16 protein-coding genes and 1 pseudogene are annotated in these 20,428 nt (G+C 67.1%); 15 read left to right on the top strand and 2 right to left on the bottom strand.

Going from position 1 to position 20,428, the window contains the following annotated elements; genetic code table 11:
* Window positions 1–57: 57 nt before the first annotated feature.
* The 5 genes from ACILR9_RS36530 to ACILR9_RS36510 all read left to right on the top strand — a co-directional run bounded on the left by ACILR9_RS36530 (window position 58) and on the right by ACILR9_RS36510 (window position 9,541).
* Window positions 58–1,995 (top strand): potassium transporter Kup, encoded by a 1,938-nt coding sequence (locus tag ACILR9_RS36530; RefSeq protein ID WP_395714916.1) that lies wholly within the window; start codon window positions 58–60, stop codon window positions 1,993–1,995.
* A gap of 133 nt (window positions 1,996–2,128) precedes the next feature.
* Entirely contained in the window at window positions 2,129–3,223 is a 1,095-nt protein-coding gene (locus ACILR9_RS36525) for an ABC transporter substrate-binding protein (RefSeq protein ID WP_395714915.1), read from the top strand.
* Between the two features lie 7 nt (window positions 3,224–3,230).
* Entirely contained in the window at window positions 3,231–4,937 is a 1,707-nt protein-coding gene (locus ACILR9_RS36520; RefSeq protein ID WP_395714914.1) for an ABC transporter permease, read from the top strand.
* Complete coding sequence (locus ACILR9_RS36515) at window positions 4,934–5,998, top strand: ABC transporter ATP-binding protein (RefSeq protein WP_395714913.1); 1,065 nt, start codon at window positions 4,934–4,936, stop codon at window positions 5,996–5,998. Before ACILR9_RS36520 ends, ACILR9_RS36515 begins: the two co-directional genes overlap by 4 nt.
* Window positions 5,999–6,316: 318 nt before the next feature.
* Window positions 6,317–9,541, top strand: a complete 3,225-nt coding sequence (locus ACILR9_RS36510) for a M10 family metallopeptidase C-terminal domain-containing protein (RefSeq protein ID WP_395714912.1) — start codon at window positions 6,317–6,319, stop codon at window positions 9,539–9,541.
* 14 nt (window positions 9,542–9,555) lie between these two features.
* On the opposite strand, the gene ACILR9_RS36505 is transcribed toward ACILR9_RS36510, so the two are convergent.
* Window positions 9,556–10,395, bottom strand: coding sequence for a TauD/TfdA dioxygenase family protein (locus ACILR9_RS36505; RefSeq protein ID WP_395714911.1), 840 nt, complete (start codon window positions 10,393–10,395; stop codon window positions 9,556–9,558).
* A 65-nt stretch (window positions 10,396–10,460) separates the two neighbouring features.
* Here ACILR9_RS36505 and ACILR9_RS36500 point away from each other — a divergent pair, with 65 nt between their 5' ends.
* From ACILR9_RS36500 to clpS, 4 genes and pseudogenes are all read left to right on the top strand, one after another.
* Window positions 10,461–11,057 carry a glutathione S-transferase family protein gene (locus ACILR9_RS36500; protein ID WP_395714910.1) on the top strand — a complete coding sequence of 199 codons (597 nt, stop codon included), beginning with the start codon at window positions 10,461–10,463 and terminating at the stop codon, window positions 11,055–11,057.
* Window positions 11,058–11,280: 223 nt separating this feature from the next.
* Window positions 11,281–11,385 (top strand): annotated as a pseudogene (locus ACILR9_RS36495) (DUF72 domain-containing protein); the annotation flags it as partial.
* A 59-nt stretch (window positions 11,386–11,444) separates the two neighbouring features.
* Window positions 11,445–12,056, top strand: a complete 612-nt coding sequence (locus tag ACILR9_RS36490; protein ID WP_395714909.1) for a UdgX family uracil-DNA binding protein — start codon at window positions 11,445–11,447, stop codon at window positions 12,054–12,056.
* A 228-nt stretch (window positions 12,057–12,284) separates the two neighbouring features.
* Window positions 12,285–12,590, top strand: coding sequence for an ATP-dependent Clp protease adapter ClpS (gene clpS / locus ACILR9_RS36485; RefSeq protein WP_395714908.1), 306 nt, complete (start codon window positions 12,285–12,287; stop codon window positions 12,588–12,590).
* Window positions 12,591–12,738: 148 nt separating this feature from the next.
* Here clpS and ACILR9_RS36480 read toward each other — a convergent pair whose 3' ends face one another.
* The gene (locus ACILR9_RS36480; RefSeq protein WP_395714907.1) at window positions 12,739–13,740 is read right to left on the bottom strand and encodes a tripartite tricarboxylate transporter substrate binding protein; all 1,002 of its coding nucleotides are present in this window, start codon (window positions 13,738–13,740) and stop codon (window positions 12,739–12,741) included.
* A 136-nt stretch (window positions 13,741–13,876) separates the two neighbouring features.
* On the opposite strand from ACILR9_RS36480, the gene ykgO reads away from it, so the two are divergent.
* The 6 genes from ykgO (at window position 13,877) to ACILR9_RS36450 (ending at window position 20,159) form a co-directional block, all read left to right on the top strand.
* Window positions 13,877–14,002 carry a type B 50S ribosomal protein L36 gene (gene ykgO / locus ACILR9_RS36475; protein WP_395714906.1) on the top strand — a complete coding sequence of 42 codons (126 nt, stop codon included), beginning with the start codon at window positions 13,877–13,879 and terminating at the stop codon, window positions 14,000–14,002.
* A gap of 78 nt (window positions 14,003–14,080) precedes the next feature.
* Entirely contained in the window at window positions 14,081–15,568 is a 1,488-nt protein-coding gene (locus ACILR9_RS36470) for an FAD-linked oxidase C-terminal domain-containing protein (RefSeq protein WP_395714905.1), read from the top strand.
* A 3-nt stretch (window positions 15,569–15,571) separates the two neighbouring features.
* Entirely contained in the window at window positions 15,572–16,741 is a 1,170-nt protein-coding gene (gene glcE / locus ACILR9_RS36465) for a glycolate oxidase subunit GlcE (RefSeq protein ID WP_395714904.1), read from the top strand.
* Between the two features lie 2 nt (window positions 16,742–16,743).
* Window positions 16,744–18,063, top strand: coding sequence for a glycolate oxidase subunit GlcF (gene glcF / locus ACILR9_RS36460; protein ID WP_395714903.1), 1,320 nt, complete (start codon window positions 16,744–16,746; stop codon window positions 18,061–18,063).
* Window positions 18,060–18,671 (top strand): tetratricopeptide repeat protein, encoded by a 612-nt coding sequence (locus ACILR9_RS36455; protein ID WP_395714902.1) that lies wholly within the window; start codon window positions 18,060–18,062, stop codon window positions 18,669–18,671. Before glcF ends, ACILR9_RS36455 begins: the two co-directional genes overlap by 4 nt.
* Before the next feature lie 252 nt (window positions 18,672–18,923).
* Window positions 18,924–20,159, top strand: coding sequence for an amidohydrolase family protein (locus ACILR9_RS36450; protein ID WP_395714901.1), 1,236 nt, complete (start codon window positions 18,924–18,926; stop codon window positions 20,157–20,159).
* Window positions 20,160–20,428 lie beyond the last annotated feature (269 nt).

Genomic DNA, 20,428 nt, shown 5'->3' with positions numbered 1-20,428 from the left:
TGAGTGACGAACTTCCTCGACCGCCATTGTTGCCGCCGACCGCACGCCTGACCTAGGTTGGCTGCGGCTTCGGGGGACCAGACCATTCAGCACCAGCGCGACGCTGCCGGCACTTTGGGGAAGGGCACGCCGAGGCGCCCGGTTCGGGACGCCAGCCTGGCAGGCCTCAGCCTGGCGGCGCTGGGCGTCGTGTTCGGCGACATCGGCACCAGCCCCCTCTACACCTTCAAGACCGTGCTCGATCTCAACGGCGATCATCCTGCCCCGGCAACGACACTGGGCGCGCTGTCGCTGATCGTCTGGACGCTGATCCTCGTCACCTCGATCAAGTACGTCGGCCTGGCGATGAGCGTCGACAACGAAGGCGAGGGCGGAATCCTGGCGTTGATGTCGCTGCTCGGCGTGCGCCATCGCAACCGTTCGGTGATCATCCTCGTCGGCCTGTTCGGCGCGGCACTGATCTACGGCGACGGCGCGATAACACCCGCGATCTCGGTCCTGTCGGCACTCGAAGGAACCAATGTCATAGCGCCCGATCTGCAGCACTACGTGCTTCCGGCCGCCGTGGTGATCCTGCTCGGGCTGTTCGCGGTCCAGCGCCAGGGCACGGCGCGCATCGGCATCTTCTTCGGCCCGATCATGGCGTTGTGGTTCGTCACGATCGGCCTGCTCGGCGTCTGGGGCATCGCCCGGCATCCCTCGGTCCTGGTGGCGCTCAATCCGGCATACGGCGTGGAGTTCCTGCTGTCGGGCGGCAGCCGGGCCTTCCTGCTGCTGGGGGGCGTGTTCCTGTGCGTCACCGGGGCGGAAGCGCTCTACGCCGACATGGGTCACTTCGGACGCCGCCCGATCCGGCTGGCCTGGACGTTCCTGGTGTTTCCCGCGCTGGTGCTCAATTATGCCGGCCAGGCGGCGATCGTCCTGGCCGGTGTGCCGACCGACGACAACATCTTCTTCCGCCTGTGCCCCAAGCCGCTCCTGGTGCCGCTCGTGGTGCTGGCCACCGTCGCCACCATCATCGCCAGCCAGTCGATCATCACCGGCGCGTTCTCCATGACGCGACAGGCCGTGCAGCTCGGCTGGTTGCCGCGCTTGCGCATCGTGCAGACCTCGGCTGCGGGCTATGGCCAGATCTACGTGCCGTCGGTCAACTGGCTGCTGATGCTGGCGACGCTCGGCCTGACCGTCGGCTTCGGCAGCTCAAGTCGCCTCGCCGCGGCCTACGGCATTGCCGTGTCGGGGACGATGCTGATCACCACGCTGCTGCTGCTGCTTGCCATGCGCGAGGTCCGGGGCTGGAGCTGGCTGGTGGCCGGCAGCGTGGCCGGTGCGCTTGCCATCGTCGATTTGGGTTTCCTCTCGGCCAATCTCGCCAAGGTGCTGCAGGGCGGATGGGTGCCGCTCGCGCTCGGCTTCCTGGTGTATGGCCTGATGGTGATCTTCCGCGCCGGCGCCTCGGCTGCCCAGCGGCTGCGGCGAGCCCAGGCGGTGCGCGACAGCGAGATCCTCGAACGCCTCACCGCGGGGCACTTCCCGCGGGTGCCCGGCACGGCCGCGTTCCTGGCTCGCTCGGACTACGTCGCGCCGCCCATCCTGTTGTGGCATCTCAAGAACAATCGGTCTCTGCACGAGGCCGTTTTCATCCTCGACGTGGCCACGGCGTCGATACCCTACGTGCCGCTGGGCAGCCACGTGGACATCCACGAGATCGCGCCGCGCGTCTGGCGCGCCAACGTGCAATTCGGCTTCATGGAGCGCCCGGACATCCCGGCCCTGCTGTGGCGGGTGCATGCGCTGGGCTACGCCTTCGATCCGGCCGACGTGACCTACTATGTCGCGCACGAGCAGATCGTGGCGCGCGAGGACGGCGCTGGCCTGCCGCGCTTCATCGAAGGGATCTACGCCTTCCTTCAGCGGAATTCCGCTCCCCTGACCGAGTATTTCCGCGTGCCCCGCGACAAGGTCGTCGAGATCGGACGCGAGCTGGCGCTCTGACCCTTGAGGCTCGATCGTTCGGAGGAAGCGGCGCCGAGACCGCGGTGCTCGCCCAGGCGGCGGAACAGAGCGATTGAACCATCCCGCATCGACCGGTACGTTCGCCGCAACGTGTGTGCATCGGGAGGAACCAATGAAACTGCTTACGACCGCGCTTGTCGCTGCGTGCGCCGTCGCCTGGACGGGTTGGGCGCCCGCTCATGCCCAGGCGCAGATACCGAACAAGCCGAAGCTCTGTGACAACCCGCGCCAGATGGACGGGTTCAAGACCTGCGCCGACGTCGACAAGGCCAAGGCCGAGGGCGCCTTCGTTCTCTATTCGACCGATCCCGAGCAGGGACAGGTCAAGCTGCTGGCCGCCTTCAACAAGATGTTCCCGGAGATCAAGACCAGCTACGTGCGCCTGCAGGCCGGCGCGCTGTATGCAAAGGTCCTGTCCGAGCGCCAGGCCAAGTCCTACCTGGTCGACGTCATCCAGATCTCCGACATGGGCATGATCCTCGACTTCCAGCGGCGCAACGGCTTCCGCCAGTACGTGTCGCCGCAGATGACGGCCTTCAAGCCGGAATACAAGAGCACTCCCGAGGGCTTCTGGACCTGGGGCTCGATCATCATGGCGGGCATCGCCTACAACCCCAACAACGTGTCGGCGGCCGAGGCGCCCAAGAAGTGGGAGGATCTGCTCGATCCGAAGTGGAAGGACGCGATCAACGTCAAGGTCTCGAACTCCGGCCTCCAGCACGGCGTGTGGTATGTGCTGAAGCCGATCCTCGGCCTCGAGTACTTCAAGAAGTTCGCCGAGAACAAGCCGCGCGCCTTCGATTCCTACGTCCAGCAGTACGGCCGCCTGGTCGACGGTCAGGACAAGATCATCATGGGTGCGCAGTATTCCGGCTATATCGAGTTCAAGGCCAAGGGCGCGCCGCTCGCCTTCGTCTTCCCCGAGACGGGCGTGCCGGCGGTATCGGAGACCTACGGCATCGTGGCAGAGGGCCCGCATCCCAACGCGGCCGAGCTGTTCATGGACTGGTTCCTGGCGCCGGTCGGCCAGCAGGCGCTGTCCGACGCGCTGCTGCTGCACTCGCCGCGTGAGGACGTGCCGGCGCCCGGAGGCAGCGTGCCGCTCAAGGACATGAAGCTGCTCTTCCCGGCGGACTGGAATGCCTTCGAGAAGGACCGTCCGGACTTCGCCAAGGAATGGGACCGCATCGTCGGCGCACGGCGCTGAGCCGGCCTTGACGTTTCAGTCCGCGGAGGCTTTGCGGCCGCGTTTCAACTGGCAGGCGATCACCACGGTGATCATCCTGCTGGTTGTCGGCTTCCTGGTGGTCCTGCCGCTGGTCTTCCTGGTCGAGGCATCGCTGAACGTCGGCGATCCGCTGGCATTTCCGCCGGAAGCCTACGGCCTCAAGAACTACTTCGCGATCTTCGAGGAGGACATCCACGTCCTCTGGAACACCCTGATCATCGCGGTGATGGCGACCGTGATGGCGATCCTGATCGGCTTCGTGCTGGCCTGGATCCTGACACGCACCAACGTGCCGGGCCGCGAGAAGCTCGAGCGCCTGATGGAGCTGCCGTACTACATGACTCCCCTGGTCGGCGCGCTCGCCTGGGCGGTCATCGCCGGACCCAAGAGCGGCTTTGCCAATCAGCTGTGGAAGGCGGCGGGCGGCAGCGGCGACATCGCCGACATCTACACCCATTTCGGCATCGCCTGGATCATGGCGCTGTTCGAAGGCACCGTTGCCTTCGTCATGATCTCCGCCTCGATGAAGTCGATGGATCCGGCGCTCGAGGAATCGGCGCGCGTCATGGGCGCCTCCAAGGCGCGCACCATGCTCACGGTGACCCTGCCGCTGGTCATGCCGGGCGTGCTGGGCGCCACGCTGTTCGTCTTTGCCGAGATGCTGGGCTCCTTTGCCGCCGCCCTCGTGATCGGCATTCCCGCCCGCATCTACGTCATCACGACGGCGATCTGGGATTCCACGCTGTCCTATCCGCCCGACTACGGGCGGGCATCGGCGATGGGCCTGGCGCTGTTCGTCGTCATGTTCCTCATGTTGACCTTCTATCGGCGCATGATCCTGGGCGGCAGCTTCGCCACCATCACCGGCAAAGCCTTCCGGCCGCGGCCCATGGACATGGGACGGCTGGCCTGGGTGCTGTGGGCGGTGTGCTGCCTTTACGTCCTTCTGGCCGTCATCCTGCCGATCGCCGCGCTGATCTTCACCTCGTTGCAGCGCTTCGCCACGGTCATCCTGAGCCAGGCGCAATTCACGCTGGCCAACTACCAGACTGCGCTGTCGCTGGGGCCGGTTCGCACCGCCATGGTCAACAGCCTGATGCTGGGCTTCGGGGTGGCGAGCGTGGGCGTGCTCGTGATGTCCGTGCTGGTCTGGATCATCTACCGCTCGCAGCTCAAGGGGCGCGGGGCGATCGAGTATCTGGTGATGTTCCCCGGGGCGGTGCCGCGTCTGGTCTTCGGCCTGGCGCTGCTGTGGGCGTGGCTCAACATCCCGATTCCGATCTACGGCACGCTGTGGCTGCTGGCGCTCGCCTATTTCACCGTGATGCTGCCGCTCGGCGTGCGTACGCTGGCCGGCGTGGTGCTGCAGATCGACAAGAGCCTGGAGGAGTGCGCGCGCGTCTGCGGGGCCGGCTGGGGCTACCAGATGCGCACGGTGACGTTGCCGCTGCTCAAGCCCGGTGTCCTGGCGGCGTGGCTGCTGATCTTCATGGCCTGCGTGCGCGAGCTCGGGACCTCGGTATTCCTGATGGGGCCGAACTCGAAGGTGATTGCGCCGTCGATCGTCAATGCCTTTGCCACGAGCGGCACCGAGCTTACCGCGGCGATGGCCCTCATCCAGACCTTCACGGTGATCGTGGCGCTGGTGATCCTGTTCCGCCTGACACGGGGCATGACCAAGGAGTTGTCGTGAGCGGAACGCGTATCGAGGTGAAGGACCTGGTCATCCGCTACGGCGACATGGTGGCCGTGAACGGCGTGAGCTTCGATGTCGGGCGTGGCGAGCATGTGACCCTGCTTGGTCCGTCGGGCTGCGGCAAGACCACGACGCTGCGCGCCATTGCCGGCCTGGAACAGCCGGCCGCCGGCAGCATCCGCATCGACGGCCAGGCCATGTACGACGCGGCCCAGCGCCGTAACGTCCCGACCGAGCAGCGCGGCGTGTCGATGGTCTTCCAGTCCTATGCCGTGTGGCCGCACATGACGGTGTTCGACAACGTGGCCTACGGCCTGCGCGTGCGAAAGCAGGGAGCGGCCGACATCAAGGCCAATGTCGAGCGGGCGCTCGACCTGGTGCAGATGCGCCACCTCGCCGAGCGGGCGGCCTCGAAGCTGTCTGGCGGCCAGCAGCAGCGCGTCGCCCTGGCGCGGGCCGTCGCCTTCTCGCCGACGGTGGTGCTGTTCGACGAGCCGCTCAGCAACCTCGATGCCAAGCTGCGCGCCGAGATGCGCGTCGAGTTGCGTGACCTGCAGCACCGGCTCGACATCACCTCGGTCTATGTCACCCATGACCAGGAGGAGGCGCTCGCCATCTCCGACAGGGTGATCGTGATGAATGTCGGCGTGATCGAGCAGATCGGCACGCCGGAGGCGATCTACAACAGGCCGCGCAGCCGGTTCGTCGCCGATTTCGTCGGCTCGGCCAATCTCATCGAAGGCAAGGTCACCGGCGAGGGCCTGTTCACCACCGCGAGCGGCGACGTGCTGCGTACGACTGCGGGCCATCGCCCGCATGGCCGGGAAAGCCAGGTGGCGGTCCGCACCGCCTACATCGATCTCGAGGCGAGGCCCGGCGAGAACCACGTTCCCGGCACGGTGCGCCAGCGCCTGTTTCACGGCGACTTCGTCCAGTATGTCGTCGACACCGCGGTGGGCGCGCTGATCGTCCGCCGCCCGCCGACGGCGCTGCTCGACGAAGGCAGGGCGGTCACGCTGTCGTTCTCGCCGGAGCACTGCGTCCTGCTCGAGGGGTAGGGGCGCCTCTTCTTCACTTCCTCCCAGCGACGCTTGGCTACGGAGCGGACGCACCTTGAATTCCTCACCCGGAAGACGTCGCAAAGACGGGGGTGGAATGAAATGTGTCCTCTCGTGGCCGCGGAACCGGCGAAGAGGCGAGAGGCGTTCTCACACCCTTGAGAAGGAGAACGGCGCTGAATTGGAGTATTCTTGCCGCCATGAGGCCGTGTGGGACGGCTTGGAGCCACATTGGGAACTGCATTGCGGCATACCCGGTCCGCACCCGTTCCGTCCGGCTGCTGTCGGAAGGACAAGGTGACGCCAGGAGGTTCTTAGGTGCCGACCACGCATCTGGATCCCAAGCAGGCCGGCGCGCAGATCACCCGGCACAATGAGCAATGGGGCATCACGCTGGGCACGGCCTACGGCCCCATCACCTATGGCTTCCGGTCGACCTCCACGACCGGATCTTCGACCGAGCGCACCACTTTTTCCAAGGTCAACGCCGCCGAGATGGCGGCGGTCGACGACGCCATGCGGCTGTGGTCAAACGTGGCGAACGTCACCTTCACCCCGGTCAACCCCGGCGGCTACACCAACAGCGCGACCATCCTGGTCGCGAACTACTCGAGTTCCTCCGATGGCGCGGCGGCTTACGCCTACCACCCGTCGCCGGGCTCGACCGGCCCGACCAACTCGGCCGGCGATGTCTGGATCAACGCCTACTACCAATCCAATCTGAGCCCCAGCCCCGGCAACTACGCCTATATGGCCATTCTGCACGAGGTCGGCCATGCACTGGGGCTGGAGCACCCCGGGGGCTACAACGCCGGCCCGGGCGTCACGATCACCTACGCCAAGAACGCGGAGTACGTGGAGGATTCCCGGCAATACACCGTGATGAGCTATTTCGATGCGTCGGCGACCGGGGCCAATCATGTCTATCAGGGCACGACCATCCGCGCCTCGACGCCGCTGCTGCACGACATCGCCGCGATCCAGCGGCTATACGGCGCCAACACCGACTACGCGACGGGAGATACGACCTACGGCTTCAACAGCAACGCCGATCCGGCCTACCGGATATCGTCGTCGACCCAGCAGGTGGTTTATTGCATCTGGGACGGCGGCGGCAACGACACGCTCGATGCTTCCGGCTACAGCACCAACCAGACGATCGATCTGCGGGCCGCCAGCTTTTCCGATATCGGCGCGCTGACCAAGAACGTCTCGATCGCCGTCGGCGCCCTGATCGAGAACGCCATCGGCGGCTCGGGCAACGACAGCATGATCGGCAACGATGTCGACAACCACCTGGTCGGTGGAAACGGCAACGATCGTCTGACGGGCAACAGCGGCGACGATCTGCTCGATGGCGGCGCCGGCTTCGACACGGCCATCTTCCAGGGCCTTCGGGCGACCTACACCATCCTGACCAACGGAAGCGACATCAGGGTCTTCGGCGTCGAGGGGATCGACGACCTCGTCGGCATCGAGGCCCTGCAGTTCAGCGACATGACGGTCACCCTCGAGGGGCTGCTGCCGACACTCGGCATTGCCGATCTCGCGCCGTCAGGGGCGGAAGGCACTGGCGGAACGACCTCGCTCACCTTCACCGTCATTCTTGACAGGGCCGCGCTGACGGCCCAGACGGTCGACTGGGCGGTCAGCGGATCGGGCGCGCATGGGGCGGGTGCCGCCGACTTCGCGGCTGGCGTCCTGCCGACCGGCGTGCTCACCTTCGCCGCAGGCGAGACCAGCAAGACGATCGCGGTCGCCGTGTCGACCGACGCGACGGTCGAGTTCGACGAAGGCTTCACCGTTACCCTGTCGAATGCCTCGTCCGGATCGGTGATCGGCACGCCGGCGGCCAACGGCACGATCCTGGACGACGATAAATCGGCGGTGTCGGTCGCGGTGCTCGCTGCCGACAAGGCGGAGGGAACCGGGGGCACAACCCTGTTCACCTTCACGGTGAGCCTCGATCAGGCCGCGGTGGCGGCGCAATCGGTCGGCTGGGCGGTGACCGGCTTCGGCGACCAGCCGGCGAGCGCCGCGGATTTCGGCGGCGCGCTGCCGTTCGGCACGCTGAGCTTCGCGGCGGGTGAGACCAGCAAGACGATCGTGGTGAGCGTCGTCGGCGACACTCAGGTCGAGCCCGACGAGATGTTCGCCGTGAGCCTGTCGAACCCTTCATCGGGGCTGGGCATCGGCAACGCAACGGCGACCGGAACGATTCGCAACGAGGACGCGGCGGTAGCGATTGCCCTCCTGTCGGCGAGCCCCTTGATCGTGAACGACGATACCTCCGTATCGGTCGCTGTGCCGGCAGGAGACCTGCCGGAGGGCGATGCGGGCTCGACGAAATACTCGTTCGTCCTGACTCTCGCGGGCGACAGCTCGGTGCCGCACAGCGTCGCCTATTCGGTCACCGGGACAGGCAGCAACCCTGCCAGTGCCGATGATTTCGCCGGCGGCGTTCTGCCGTCGGGTGTCATCACCTTCGCGCCTGGCGAGACCGACAAGAGCGTCGTGGTGAATATCGCGGGTGACTTGGCGGCCGAGCCGAACGAGAGCTTCGCGATCAGCCTGTCTGGGCCGTCGGTCGGTCTCGCCGTCGTAGTTGCAACGGCGGTCGGCACGGTCCGCAACGACGACATGGACGCTCATGATGATGCGTATGTCGGTTTGCGGGGACAGGCACTCCACGTCGCCGCCACCAGCGGCGTGTTGGCGAACGACGAGGGCACGGTACCGACGACCGCCGTCTTGCTGAGCGGGCCAGCCCATGGTTCGGCCGCGCTGACATCGGACGGAAGCTTCGACTATGTGCCGACGGCAGGCTTCGTCGGCGTCGACAGCTTTGCCTATCGTGCCACTGGAGCCAACGGCAGCGACGATGCACAGGTGCTGATCTACCTGACGCCGGTATCGGGCAGTACGTCGGTGACGCTCGATCTGCTCGCCCTGAGCGCCGAACAGCAGATCGCTGCGACCTATACGGGGTTCTTCGGGCGCGGCGCCGATGCGGCAGGCTTCGCCTTCTGGATCGACCAATTCCATACCGGTCTGCCGGTCCAAGGCCCCGCGGCACTGTTCGCCAACATCGCCAGCGCGTTCGGCTTCAGCACCGAGGCCCGGAATCTCTATCCCTTCCTGGCCGATCCGTCCGGCGCGACCGACGGTCAGATCGGCGCGTTCATCGACAGTGTCTACAATAACCTGTTCAATCGCTCCTCGGATTCCGCCGGGCTTGCCTACTGGACAGGCCAGGTCAGGCAGGTTGTGGCGTCCGGCCTGTTCGTGGGCTCAGTGCTGGTCGACATCATCGGCGGCGCGCAGAACTCGGCGGCGGGCCAGGACATCGCGACGCTGATCGGCAAGGTCGCGGTGAATCTCGAATACGTCCACGAGCAACAGCGTCTCGGCACCCTCTGGACGGCCGCTGATGACGGCGCCGAGGCAAGCGCCCTGATACACGGTATCACCGCCGATCCGCGAACCGTCCTGGTAGGCATCGCCCAGGCGCAAAACCTGGTGCTCGCCGACTCGCAGGGCTAAGACGCCTTGCCCGCTCAGACCGGCACGCTTCCGGCGACGATCACGCGATGCATCAGGCGGCGTTCGCCCTCGGGATAGTCGGCGTTGGCCTTGTGCATGGTGCAGCGGTTGTCCCAGATCACGATATCGCCCTGCCGCCAGACGTGGCGATACTGGTACCTGGCCTGGGTCGAATGGGCGATCAGCCGGTCGAGCAGGCGGTCGCTCTCGGTCCGCTCGAGGCCGTCGATTCGCTCCATGCGGTTCGGATTGAGATAGAGCGCCTTGCGGCCGGTCTCGGGATGGGTGCGCACGAGCGGGTGCGTCGCCTCGGGCATCGCCGCCATCTCCTCGGCCGGCCGGGTCGACACGTGCGTGAGCTTGCGGCTCGAGCTGTACTTGTGAACGACCTTCAGCGGATCGATGCGAGCCTTGGTGTCGTCGGGCAGGTCGGCGTAAGCCTCGTACATGTTGGTGAACTGGGTATCGCCGCCGCGCGACGGGACCACGACGCCGTACAGCATGGTGAGCGAGCACGGCTCGCGCATGAAGCTATCGTCTGTATGCCAGTTGGCGCCGTTCACGATCTTGCGGCCGTCTCCCAGCTCGTCGCGGTCCTCGCTGGAGATGATATTGACCTCCGCGCACTCGACCGTACGGGCGAGCTGCTTGCGCAGCATGGGGCTGCCGAATTGCGCCATCGCATCACGAAAGGCCGGCGGGGCGAGCGTCTGGCCGCGGATGCAGAGCACCAGATTGTCATGCAGCAGATCGAGCAGGGCGCTCCGCACGGTGCGGTCAGGCAGCCGGTTGAGGTCGAGACCGGTCACGGCGGCGGCCATGTGGCCGCCGAGCTTCTCGCTTTGAAAACTCATGGCGTTACTCCAGGCAGGCGCGATAACGTGCGCGCCGCTCCGAACAATCTCAAGAGGGGATCACCATGAAGCTCGCCCATTCGCCTGCCAGCCCTTACGTCCGCAAGGTCAACGCCTGCGCCATCGCGCGCGGGATCGACAGCCAGATCGAGCGCTGGCAGGTCGGCACGACGGACCCGGCGCTGCTCGACTTCAATCCGCTGTCCAAGGTGCCGACGCTGATCACCGACGACGGCACGCGGCTCTACGACAGCCCGGTGATCTGCGAGTATCTCGACAGCGTCGGCAGCGCGCCGAAGCTGTTTCCGGCAGCCGGACCGGCGCGCTGGAAAGCGATCTGTCAGCAGGCGCTGGGCGACGGCATCCTCGATGCCACCCAACCGCGCCGTCGCGAGATCGCCTTGCCGCAGGACGATGGCCGCAAGGCCTATATCGAGCTGCAGCAGGGCAAGGTGAAGCGCGCGCTCGCCGAGCTCGAGAAGGATGCCGACAAGCTGGGCGACCTGACGACGATCGGCGAGATCACCATCGGCTGCGCCTTGGGCTACCTCGACTTCCGCTATGCCAACGAGCCGTGGCGCCCGGGCCATCCCAGGCTCGAGGCGTGGTATGCCCGCGTTTCGAAGCTGCCGCCGCTCGCCCAGACCGTGCCGGTTGGCTGACGGCTCTTGCTCATGGCCGGGGGCGCGCCACTTCAGTGGCGCGTCTTCCCTGTGACCGACCATGATCGCGCCACTGGGGTGGCGCTCCCAGCGCGCTTTCATGGGAGGTGGGCAGATGAGGGTGCGCAACCCGGCCGGTCGGTCGGCGTTCGCTTCGCATGGTTTCCCGCCGCAAGGTGCGCCGCTGCGATGTCAGAATCGGCCTGTCGGGCTGGACCTACAAGAAGACGTTGCCCTGGTCTGCGCCGACACGGTTGACGGGCCCTTGCTGATGGACCTCACTTCCGACTTCGTCTACCGCCGGCTGCCCGGATCTCGTGTGCTCTACAAGCTCAAGGCACCACGCGATGCGCGCGTGCCGATGCAGGCCCTTGAAGCGAGCTGAAGATGGCGGCCAGAGGAGCGTCCGCCACCGCCCTGAAGCAGGTCGCTCAGGAAGCTCGGTCATGCACGCTTTGCCCACTCTATCGCAATGCCACCCAGACGGTGTTCGGCGAGGGGCCGGTCGGCGCAGCCTTGATGATGGTGGGTGAGCAGCCGGGCGATCAGGAGGATTTGGCCGGCCATCCCTTCGTCGGGCCCGCCGGGCGGGTGCTCGACCGCGCGCTCTCCGAGGCTGGGATCGAGCGCCGGGAGGTCTACCTGACCAACGCGGTGAAGCACTTCAAGAACGAGCCGCGCGGCAAGAAGCGGCTGCACAAGCGGCCCAACCGTTACGAGGTCGAGGTGTGCCGGGTATGGCTCGGCAAGGAGATTGCGCTGGTCCAACCAAGGCTCATCCTGGCCCTCGGGGTCACCGCCGCTGTGACGCTGGCCGGGCGGCCGGTGGTCCTGTCGCGCGAGCGCGGGCGGCTCGTCACCCTGGCAGAGGGGCGGCGCGGCATGGTGACGATCCATCCCTCGTCGATCCTCCGGGTGCCGGATGCTGCCGCGCGGCGCGCCGCCTTCGCATCGTTGATCGAGGACCTGAAGTCGGCCGCGAAACAGGCGGTCGCCTGAGGTTGGCTGGCAAGGCGGCAGGCGGTGCGTGCTGCTGCCCGACATTCCCTCCGGCCTCCGCGACCCTGCAAATGCGTTGCGTCCTGTGCTCGACGGCCCTTGAGGGCGGAAGTAGGATCCCTGATCACTGTGAGGTAAGCGACCTCATGAAGGGCATTGCAACGCAATGCGAACCGGCCAAGCTATGGGGCGAACGACCAGAGGTGACCGGAACGCAGGAGTCGGCCGATGAGGGATATCGACGTCAAGCCCGACACCATCGCCAAGCCGAAGATCGAGCAGCCGCGTCTCTACAAGGTGATCCTGATCAACGACGACTACACGCCGCGTGAATTCGTGGTCGCGGTCCTGATGGGAGTGTTCCACATGACCGAGGATCAGGCCTATCGCGTCATGATGACCGCACATCAACGCGGCGCCTGCGTGGTCGCCGCCTACACGCGCGACATCGCCGAGAGCAAGGCGACCGAAGCCATCAACGCTGCCCGCCAGGCCGGCCATCCGCTCGAATTCACGACCGAGCCCGAGGAGTAGAAGCGGACTATCCTTGGCGCGCTGCAGGACGTGCGGCCTGCCGCATGGGGATCTCCTGTTCAAGGTCTTCGTCTTCCGGACCGCGAGCATCCCGCTCGCTCATGAATCGATGAGCGAGCGAGACGCTCGCGGTTCGGAAGAGCATGAGTCATTCGATCGAACGAATACCGGCCTTCTGGATCACATCGGACCAGCGCACCGCTTCCGACTTGATCAGGGCGTCGAGCTCCTCCGGCGAGCTCGGCGTCACCGAGAGGCTGAGCTCGGCGAAGCGCTGCTTGAGGTCGGGCGTCGCAAGCGCTCGCAGCACCTCGGCATTCAGTCGCTGCACGACATCGCGCGGCGTCGCAGCCGGGGCGGTAAGGCCGAACCAGGTCTCGACGTCGGAGCCGGCGATGCCCGACTCGGCGAGGGTCGGCACGTCAGGGAGGCCAGGAGCGCGCTTGGGCGAGGTGACGGCGAGCGCCCGCAAAGCGCCGGACCTCACCTGCGCCGTGACCACCGAGACATCGGCGAACATCAGCGGCACCTGGCCTGCCAGCAGGTCGGCGATCGCCGGCGCCTCGCCGCGGTAGGAGACGTGGGTCATGCGCAGGCCAGTGTTGAACAGGAACAATTCGGCCGCCATGTAGGGCGTCGTGCCGACGCCGCCCGAGGCGTAGTTGAGCGCCCCCGGACGGGCTTTCGCCATGTCGATCAGCTCGGCGAGCGTCTTCGCGGCAAATGTCGGGTTGGCGATCAGGACGAGCGGCGAGGCGCCGAGCAGGGAGACCCCCGCGACGTCGCGCCGGGCGTCGAATGTCGCCGACTTGTAGAGCACCGGGGCCACGGCGTAGGTGGTCTGGGCGGCCACCATCAGGGTTGAGCCGTCGGGCGGCGCCTTGGCCAGCATGTCGGCCGCGATCAGGCCGCTCGCTCCCGTCCGGTTGTCTACCAGGACCGGTCCCAAGGCCCCTTCGGACAGCTTCTGGGCGACGATGCGGGCGATGACGTCGTTGCCGCCGCCGGCGGCGAAGCCCACCAGGATTCGGATCGGGCGGCCAGATTGGATGAGGGAAGCCTGGGCGAGGGCAGCCTGGGCCAGGGCAGGCCCGGCGGCGGCAATCAGGGTTGCCTGTCCGAGCAGGCGGCGACGCGATAGGCTGGCCATGTCTTCAGCTCCCCCCGGCATGCCAAGACCCCAAATCTAGCGCGGATTCCGGGTTGACGGTGGCCTCTCTGGTCCCTATTTTCCGCCCGCTTCGGAATTACCCCGGCTCTGCCGGGGCTTTTTGTCGAGAATAGCCATGAAGATCCGTCACTCCCTCAAGTCCGTGAAGGCGCGCCACAAGGACAGCCGCATCGTCCGCCGCAAGGGCCGCGTCTACGTCATCAACAAGACCAACCCGCGCTTCAAGGCCCGCCAGGGCTGACGCCCGGCCGGTTCCAGCGATCGGGGCGGCGGAGGCCATCGGCTTCCGCCGCTTTTTCATTTGGCGTATGAGCGAGGCATGCAGATGCCGCCGCTCGATCCCGCCATCCTTGCCCGCCGGTCCGAGATCGTGGCGGCGTTGCGCACCATCGTGCCGGGTGAGGGGGTCGTCGACGACCAGGACGGCATGCGGCCCTACGAGTGCGACGCCCTCTCGGCCTACCGCCAGATGCCGCTCGTGGTCGTGCTGCCGGAGACGGTGGCCCAGGTGTCGGCCATCCTGCGCTACTGCCAGGACAACAAGGTCAAGGTCGTGCCGCGCGGCGGCGGCACCTCGCTGTCGGGCGGCTCGATGCCGGTCGGCGACGCCATCCTGCTCGCCATGGGCAAGTTCAACCGCATGCTCGAGATCGACTATGCCAATCGCTGCGCGCGCGTGCAGCCGGGTGTGACCAACCTTGGCATCACCAAGGCGGTCGAGCACGAGGGCTTCTACTACGCGCCCGATCCCAGCTCGCAGATCGCCTGTTCGATCGGCGGCAACGTCGCCGAGAATTCCGGCGGCGTGCACTGCCTGAAGTACGGCCTCACGACCAACAACCTGCTCGGCCTCGAGCTGGTGCTGATGAACGGCGAGGTGGTGCGGCTGGGCGGCAAGCACCTCGACTCGGGCAGCTACGACCTGATGGGCCTGATGACCGGCTCCGAAGGCCTTTTGGGCGTCGTCACCGAGGTGACGGTACGCCTGCTGCGCAAGCCGTCGACGGCGCGCGCCGTGCTGCTTGGCTTCCCGACCGAATCGGGCGCCGCCGACTGCGTCGCCGCGGTGATCGCTTCCGGCATCATTCCCGGCGGCATGGAGATGATGGACCGCGACGCGGTGAAATGCGCCGAGGCCTATGTCGGCGCCGGCTATCCGATGGACGCCGAAGGGCTGCTGATCGTCGAGCTCGACGGTCCGCCGATCGAGGTCGACTACCTGGTCGAACGTGTTTCCGAGATCGCGCGCGGTCGCGGCGCCACCACGGTGCGGGTCAGTCACGACGAGCAGGAGCGCGTGCTGTTCTGGGCCGGGCGCAAGGCGGCATTCCCGGCGGTCGGCCAGATTTCGCCCGATTACATGTGCCTCGACGGCTCGGTGCCGCGCGGCCGGCTGGTCGAGGTGCTGGCCGGGATGCGGCAGATGTCGAAGTCGTATGGCCTGCGCGTCGTCAACGTCTTCCATGCCGGCGACGGCAACCTGCATCCGCTGATCCTGTTCGACGCCAACGATCCCGACGAGCTGCATCGCGCCGAGCAGTTCGGCGCCGACATCCTGCGGCTCTGCGTGAAGGTGGGCGGCGTGCTGACCGGCGAGCATGGCGTCGGCATCGAGAAGCGCGACCTGATGGGCGAGCAGTTCACCGAGATCGACCTCGATCAGCAGATGCGCGTGAAGTGCGCGTTCGATCCCGATCACCTGCTCAATCCCGGCAAGGTGTTCCCCAAGCTCAGGCGCTGCGCCGAGCTTGGCCAGATGGTCGTGCATCACAACAAGCTGCCGTTCCCCGACATCCCGCGGTTCTGACGCATGGCAAGCACGATCAGGCCGCGCGACGCGGGCGAGCTGCGTCAGGCGGTGGAATGGGCGCTCGGCGGGCGCCTCACGCTCGATGTGCGCGGCGGCGGCAGCAAGCTCGGGCTGGGCAAGCCGATGCAGTGCGACGAGGTGCTCGACCTGTCGGGGATTTCCGGCATCGTCGACTATGCGCCCGAGGAGCTGGTCGTGACGCTGCGCGCCGGCACGCCGCTCCAGGAGATCGAGGCGCTGCTCGCCCAGCGCAACCAGATGCTGGCCTTCGAGCCGCCCGATCTCGGGCCGTTGCTTGGCCGGGAGGCAGGGCAGGGGACGCTGGTCGGCGCCGTCATGGGCAACCTGGCGGGCCCGCGCCGCGTCTCGGGCGGGGCCGCGCGCGACCATCTGCTGGGCTTCAGCGGCGTCAACGGTCGCGGCGAGTCCTTCAAATCGGGCGGCAAGGTGATGAAGAACGTCACTGGCTACGACCTGTCCAAGCTGCTGGCCGGCTCGTGGGGCACCTTGGCCGTGCTTGACGAAGTGTCGGTCAAGGTGCTGCCGGCGCCGGACCAGACCAGCACCCTGATGCTGCGCGGCCTCGCCGACGAAGCCGCGGTCAAGGCGATGTGCGCGGCGATGGGCAGCCCGCACGATGTCTCCGGTGCCGCCCACCTGGGCGATCGCACGGCGCTGCGGATCGAAGGGGTGGCGCCGTCGGTCGACGCGCGCCTCAAGGGCCTGCGCGAGCTGCTGGCGTCGATCGACGCCGACATGGAGGAGCTGGGCACGCTGGAGAGCCGCGCCTTCTGGCGCAACGTGCGCGACGTCGTCCCGCTCAAGGCCGGCGCCAATGATGTCGTCTGGAAGATCTCCTGTCCGCCGACCGAGGGGCCGGCGGTGGTGAGGCGCATCAAGGCCGAGCGGCATGGCGCCGAAGCCTTCTATGACTGGTCGGGCGGCCTCGTCTGGCTCGCCTTGCCGGCGAGCGCCGACGCCGACCATGTGCTGGTGCGCGCCGCGCTCGGCACGACCGGCGGGCACGCCACCCTGATCCGGGCGCCCGCGGTGGTGCGCGCCGCCGTGCCGGTCTTCCAGCCGCTGTCGCCGGCGCTGGCAGTGCTCGCGGCGCGCGTAAAGGAGAGCTTCGATCCGCAAGGGCTCTTCAATCCGGGGCGGATGGGCTAGCGATGCAAACCAATTTCACCCTGGCCCAGCTTGCCGATCCGCTGACGGCGCGCAGCGAGCATATCCTGCGCAAGTGCGTGCATTGCGGCTTTTGTACCGCGACCTGCCCGACCTTCGTGTTGCTGGGCGACGAGCGCGACAGCCCGCGCGGGCGCATCTACTACATCAAGGCGATGCTCGAGGGCGGCCGCACGCCGAGCGCCGCCGAGGTACGCCACGTCGACCGCTGTCTGTCCTGCCTGTCATGCATGACCACATGCCCGTCGGGCGTGAACTACATGCACCTGGTCGATCATGGCCGCCATCACATCGAGGCGCGCTACAAGCGGCCGCTGGCGGACCGGTTGATGCGCGGGCTGCTGGCATGGCTGATGCCGCGTCCGGCGATGCTTCGCTGGGCGATGGTGCTGGGCCGGATCGCCAGGCCGTTCGCCGGGCTGCTGCCCGCGACCAGCGCCGATGCCGGCGGCGCGACCTTGCTGCGCCGGTTGCGGGCGATGCTCGACAGTGTGCCGGCAAGGCTTGCCGGACCGTCTCCGGTGGATCGCCCGCAGACCTTCCCGGCGGCCGGCCTGCGGCGCAAGCGCGTCGCCCTGATGCCGGGCTGCGGCCAGCAGGTGCTGGCGCCCGAGGTCAACGAGGCCACCGTACGGCTGCTGACGCGCCACGACATCGAGGTGGTGAACGCAGCGGGCTCCGGCTGCTGCGGGTCGTCTGTGCAGCATGTCGGGCGCACCGATCAGGCTGTCGCGCTGGCCAAGCGCAACATCGAGGCCTGGATGCGCGAGATCGACGGCGCCGGGCTCGACGCCATCGTCGTCAACGCCTCGGGCTGCGGCACGACCCTCAAGGACTACGGCCACATGCTGGCCGACGAGCCCGAGTGGAAAGAGAAGGCGGAGCAGGTGGCCCGCCTCGCCAAGGACGTCAGCGAGATCATGCTCGAGATGGGTCTCGTGAACGTGACCGCTCGGCCGTTGCGGGTGGCGTATCATTCGGCCTGTTCGATGCAGCACGGGCAGAAGGTGAACGAGCAGCCGAAGAAGCTCCTGCGCGATGCGGGCTTCGTCGTCAGCGATGTGCCCGAGGCGCATCTCTGCTGCGGTTGGGCCGGCACCTACCAGGTGATGCAGCCCGAGCTGTCGCGCCGCCTGCGCGAGCGCAAGGTCGCCAACATTGAAAGCGTGCGTCCCGACATCGTCGCCGCGGGCAACTTCGGTTGCATCGGCAACATCGCCGCCGGCACCGGCCTGCCGGTGGTGCATACGGTCGAGCTGCTCGACTGGGCGACCGGCGGGCCGCAACCCAGGGCGCTCGCGTGACCGTCATTCGCGCTTGCCTCGCGGGGCTGCTCGGCGTGATGCTCGGGCTGGGGACGCTGGGGCTCGGCGCACTGGCGCAGAACGGCGGGAGCAATACCGTGCTCGACACCTTGTTTGCCAAGCTGCAGAGGGCGACTGATCCGACGGCGATCCAGACGCTCGAGTCGGCAATCTGGGAGCAATGGATCATGGTGCCCGATGCGACCCAGCGCGGCCTGATGCTGCGCGGCATCGGCGAGATGCAGCAGCGCCAGCTCCGGGAATCGGTCGAGACCTTCACCCGGCTGATCGAGATCGCGCCAGAGGTGTCGGAAGCCTGGAACAAGCGCGCGACCGCCCACTGGCTGCTCGGCGATTTCAAGGCGTCGCTGGCCGACATCTGCGAGACCGTGAAGCGTGAGCCGCGGCACTTCGGCGCCTATTCCGGCCTCGGCATGATCCGCGCCGAGCTGGGCGAGTATCCGCGCGCGGTCGCGGCCTTCGAGCTGGCGCGCAAATACAATCCGCACATCGCGGGAATCGACGACGAGATCGACCGCCTCAAGGCCATGGGTGGCGGCGAGCCGTCTGATCCGCTGGGCTGCAGCCAGCGTACGGCTGGGCGATAAGGCGGCGCTTCCCCTCATCCTCCTCCCCAGCTCTGCTGGGGAGGTGCCCCGTCATGCGGGGCGGAGGGGTCATGAGCAGCACACGGGCGATTGAAATGAACAGACGCATCGACCGAGGCTCTTGACCCCTCCGCCCCCTTACGGGGGCACCTCCCCGCGCTTCGCGCAGGGAGGAGAATGACAGCCAGTCCTTGCCGCGCCGGACGCGCAGGGGCAAAGTCCGTCCCGTTTCGTAACCGGAGTGCAGCAGCAATGGCGACTTTGTACGGCGGCGGCCGTCTGTTCGATGGCGAGAAGGTGCTCGATGGCCACGCGGTCCTGGAAGACAACGGCAAGGTCAAGCGGGTGGCGCCGGTCGGAGAGTTCGCAGGCTTCGCCGGCGCCAGGGTCGACACGGCGGGCGGCACCCTGATCCCGGGGATGATCGACTGCCACGTCCATTCGCTGTCGGGCGCCGAGGGCAACCCGGGGGCGGTGCAGGATCGCATGACCGCCGCCCAGATCGCCGTGCGCGGCATGGAGCACATGCGCAGCACGCTCGAAGGCGGCATCACTGCGGTGCGCGACTGCGGCGGCAAGGACTACATCGAGTTCGCCATCCGCGACGCCATCAACGGCGGACGCTTCCTCGGGCCCACCATGCGCTGCGCGGGCCGGATGATCTGCATGACCGGCGGCCACGGCAACCGTACCGGCCGCGTCGCTGACGGTCCGGACGAGGTCGTCAAGGCGGTGCGCGAGCAGATCCATGCCGGCTCCGACCTGATCAAGATCATGGCGACCGGCGGCGTCATGACGCCGGGCGTCAATCCCGAGGATGCGCACTACTCGGCGGGGGAGATGAAGGCCGGCATCACCGAGGCGCACCGCTTCCATAAATGCTGCGCCAGCCATGCCCAGGGGGCGCTCGGCATCCTCAATGCGGTGCGCGGCGGCATCGATTCGATCGAGCACGGCATCTTCATGACCGACGAGTGCGTGACCGAGATGAAGGAGCGCGGCGTCTGGCTGGTGCCGACGCTCGCCGCCGTGAAGAACATCCTCAAGGGCTATGACGACGGCGACCGCTCGATTCCCGACTACGTGATTGAGAAGGCCCGACGCGTGTTCGACCGCCACATCGCCTCGATCAAGATGTACTACAAGGCGGGCGGCCGCATCGCCATGGGCACCGACGCCGGCACGCCGCACAACCGCCACGGCGAGAATGCGCGCGAGCTCGAGTTCATGTGCGAGATCGGCATTTCGACCCGCGATTCGCTGTTCTTCTCGACGGCGAGCGCCGCCGACCTGATGCGCCTTGCCGACCAGGGCCGGGTCAAGGAGGGCAACAGCGCCGACTTCGTGCTGTGCGACGGTGACGTCCTGGTCGACATCAAGGGCGCCGCCCGCAAGGAGAACCATCGCCTGGTGGTCAAGCGCGGCCTCGTCGCCCGCGACAACCGCGCCGCCTTCGAGCGGCAGGCCGCCCGGGTCGCAGCGGAGTGAGTTCACGTTCCGACGTCATGCGCGATTGATGCACTTGTGAACCACTTCGCCGAACCTACGGCCCCCAGAGATCGGGCAACCCAATCACCTCATGCTGAGGAGCGAGCGCAGCGAGCGTCTCGAAGTATGGGCAATGGACAAGGTCATTGCGGCCCATCCTTCGAGACGCCGCGCAGCGCGCGGCTCCTCAGAGCATGTGACTTTTTCGGGGAGCGCCGCGAGCATGCGGCATCCGTGAAAGGAAAGGTCCCTCGCTGCGCTCGGGATGA

Origin of the sequence: Reyranella sp. (genome assembly GCF_044224635.1) — a bacterium.
Classification (GTDB): domain Bacteria; phylum Pseudomonadota; class Alphaproteobacteria; order Reyranellales; family Reyranellaceae; genus Reyranella.
This window is presented reverse-complemented; position numbering and strand designations above follow the sequence as displayed.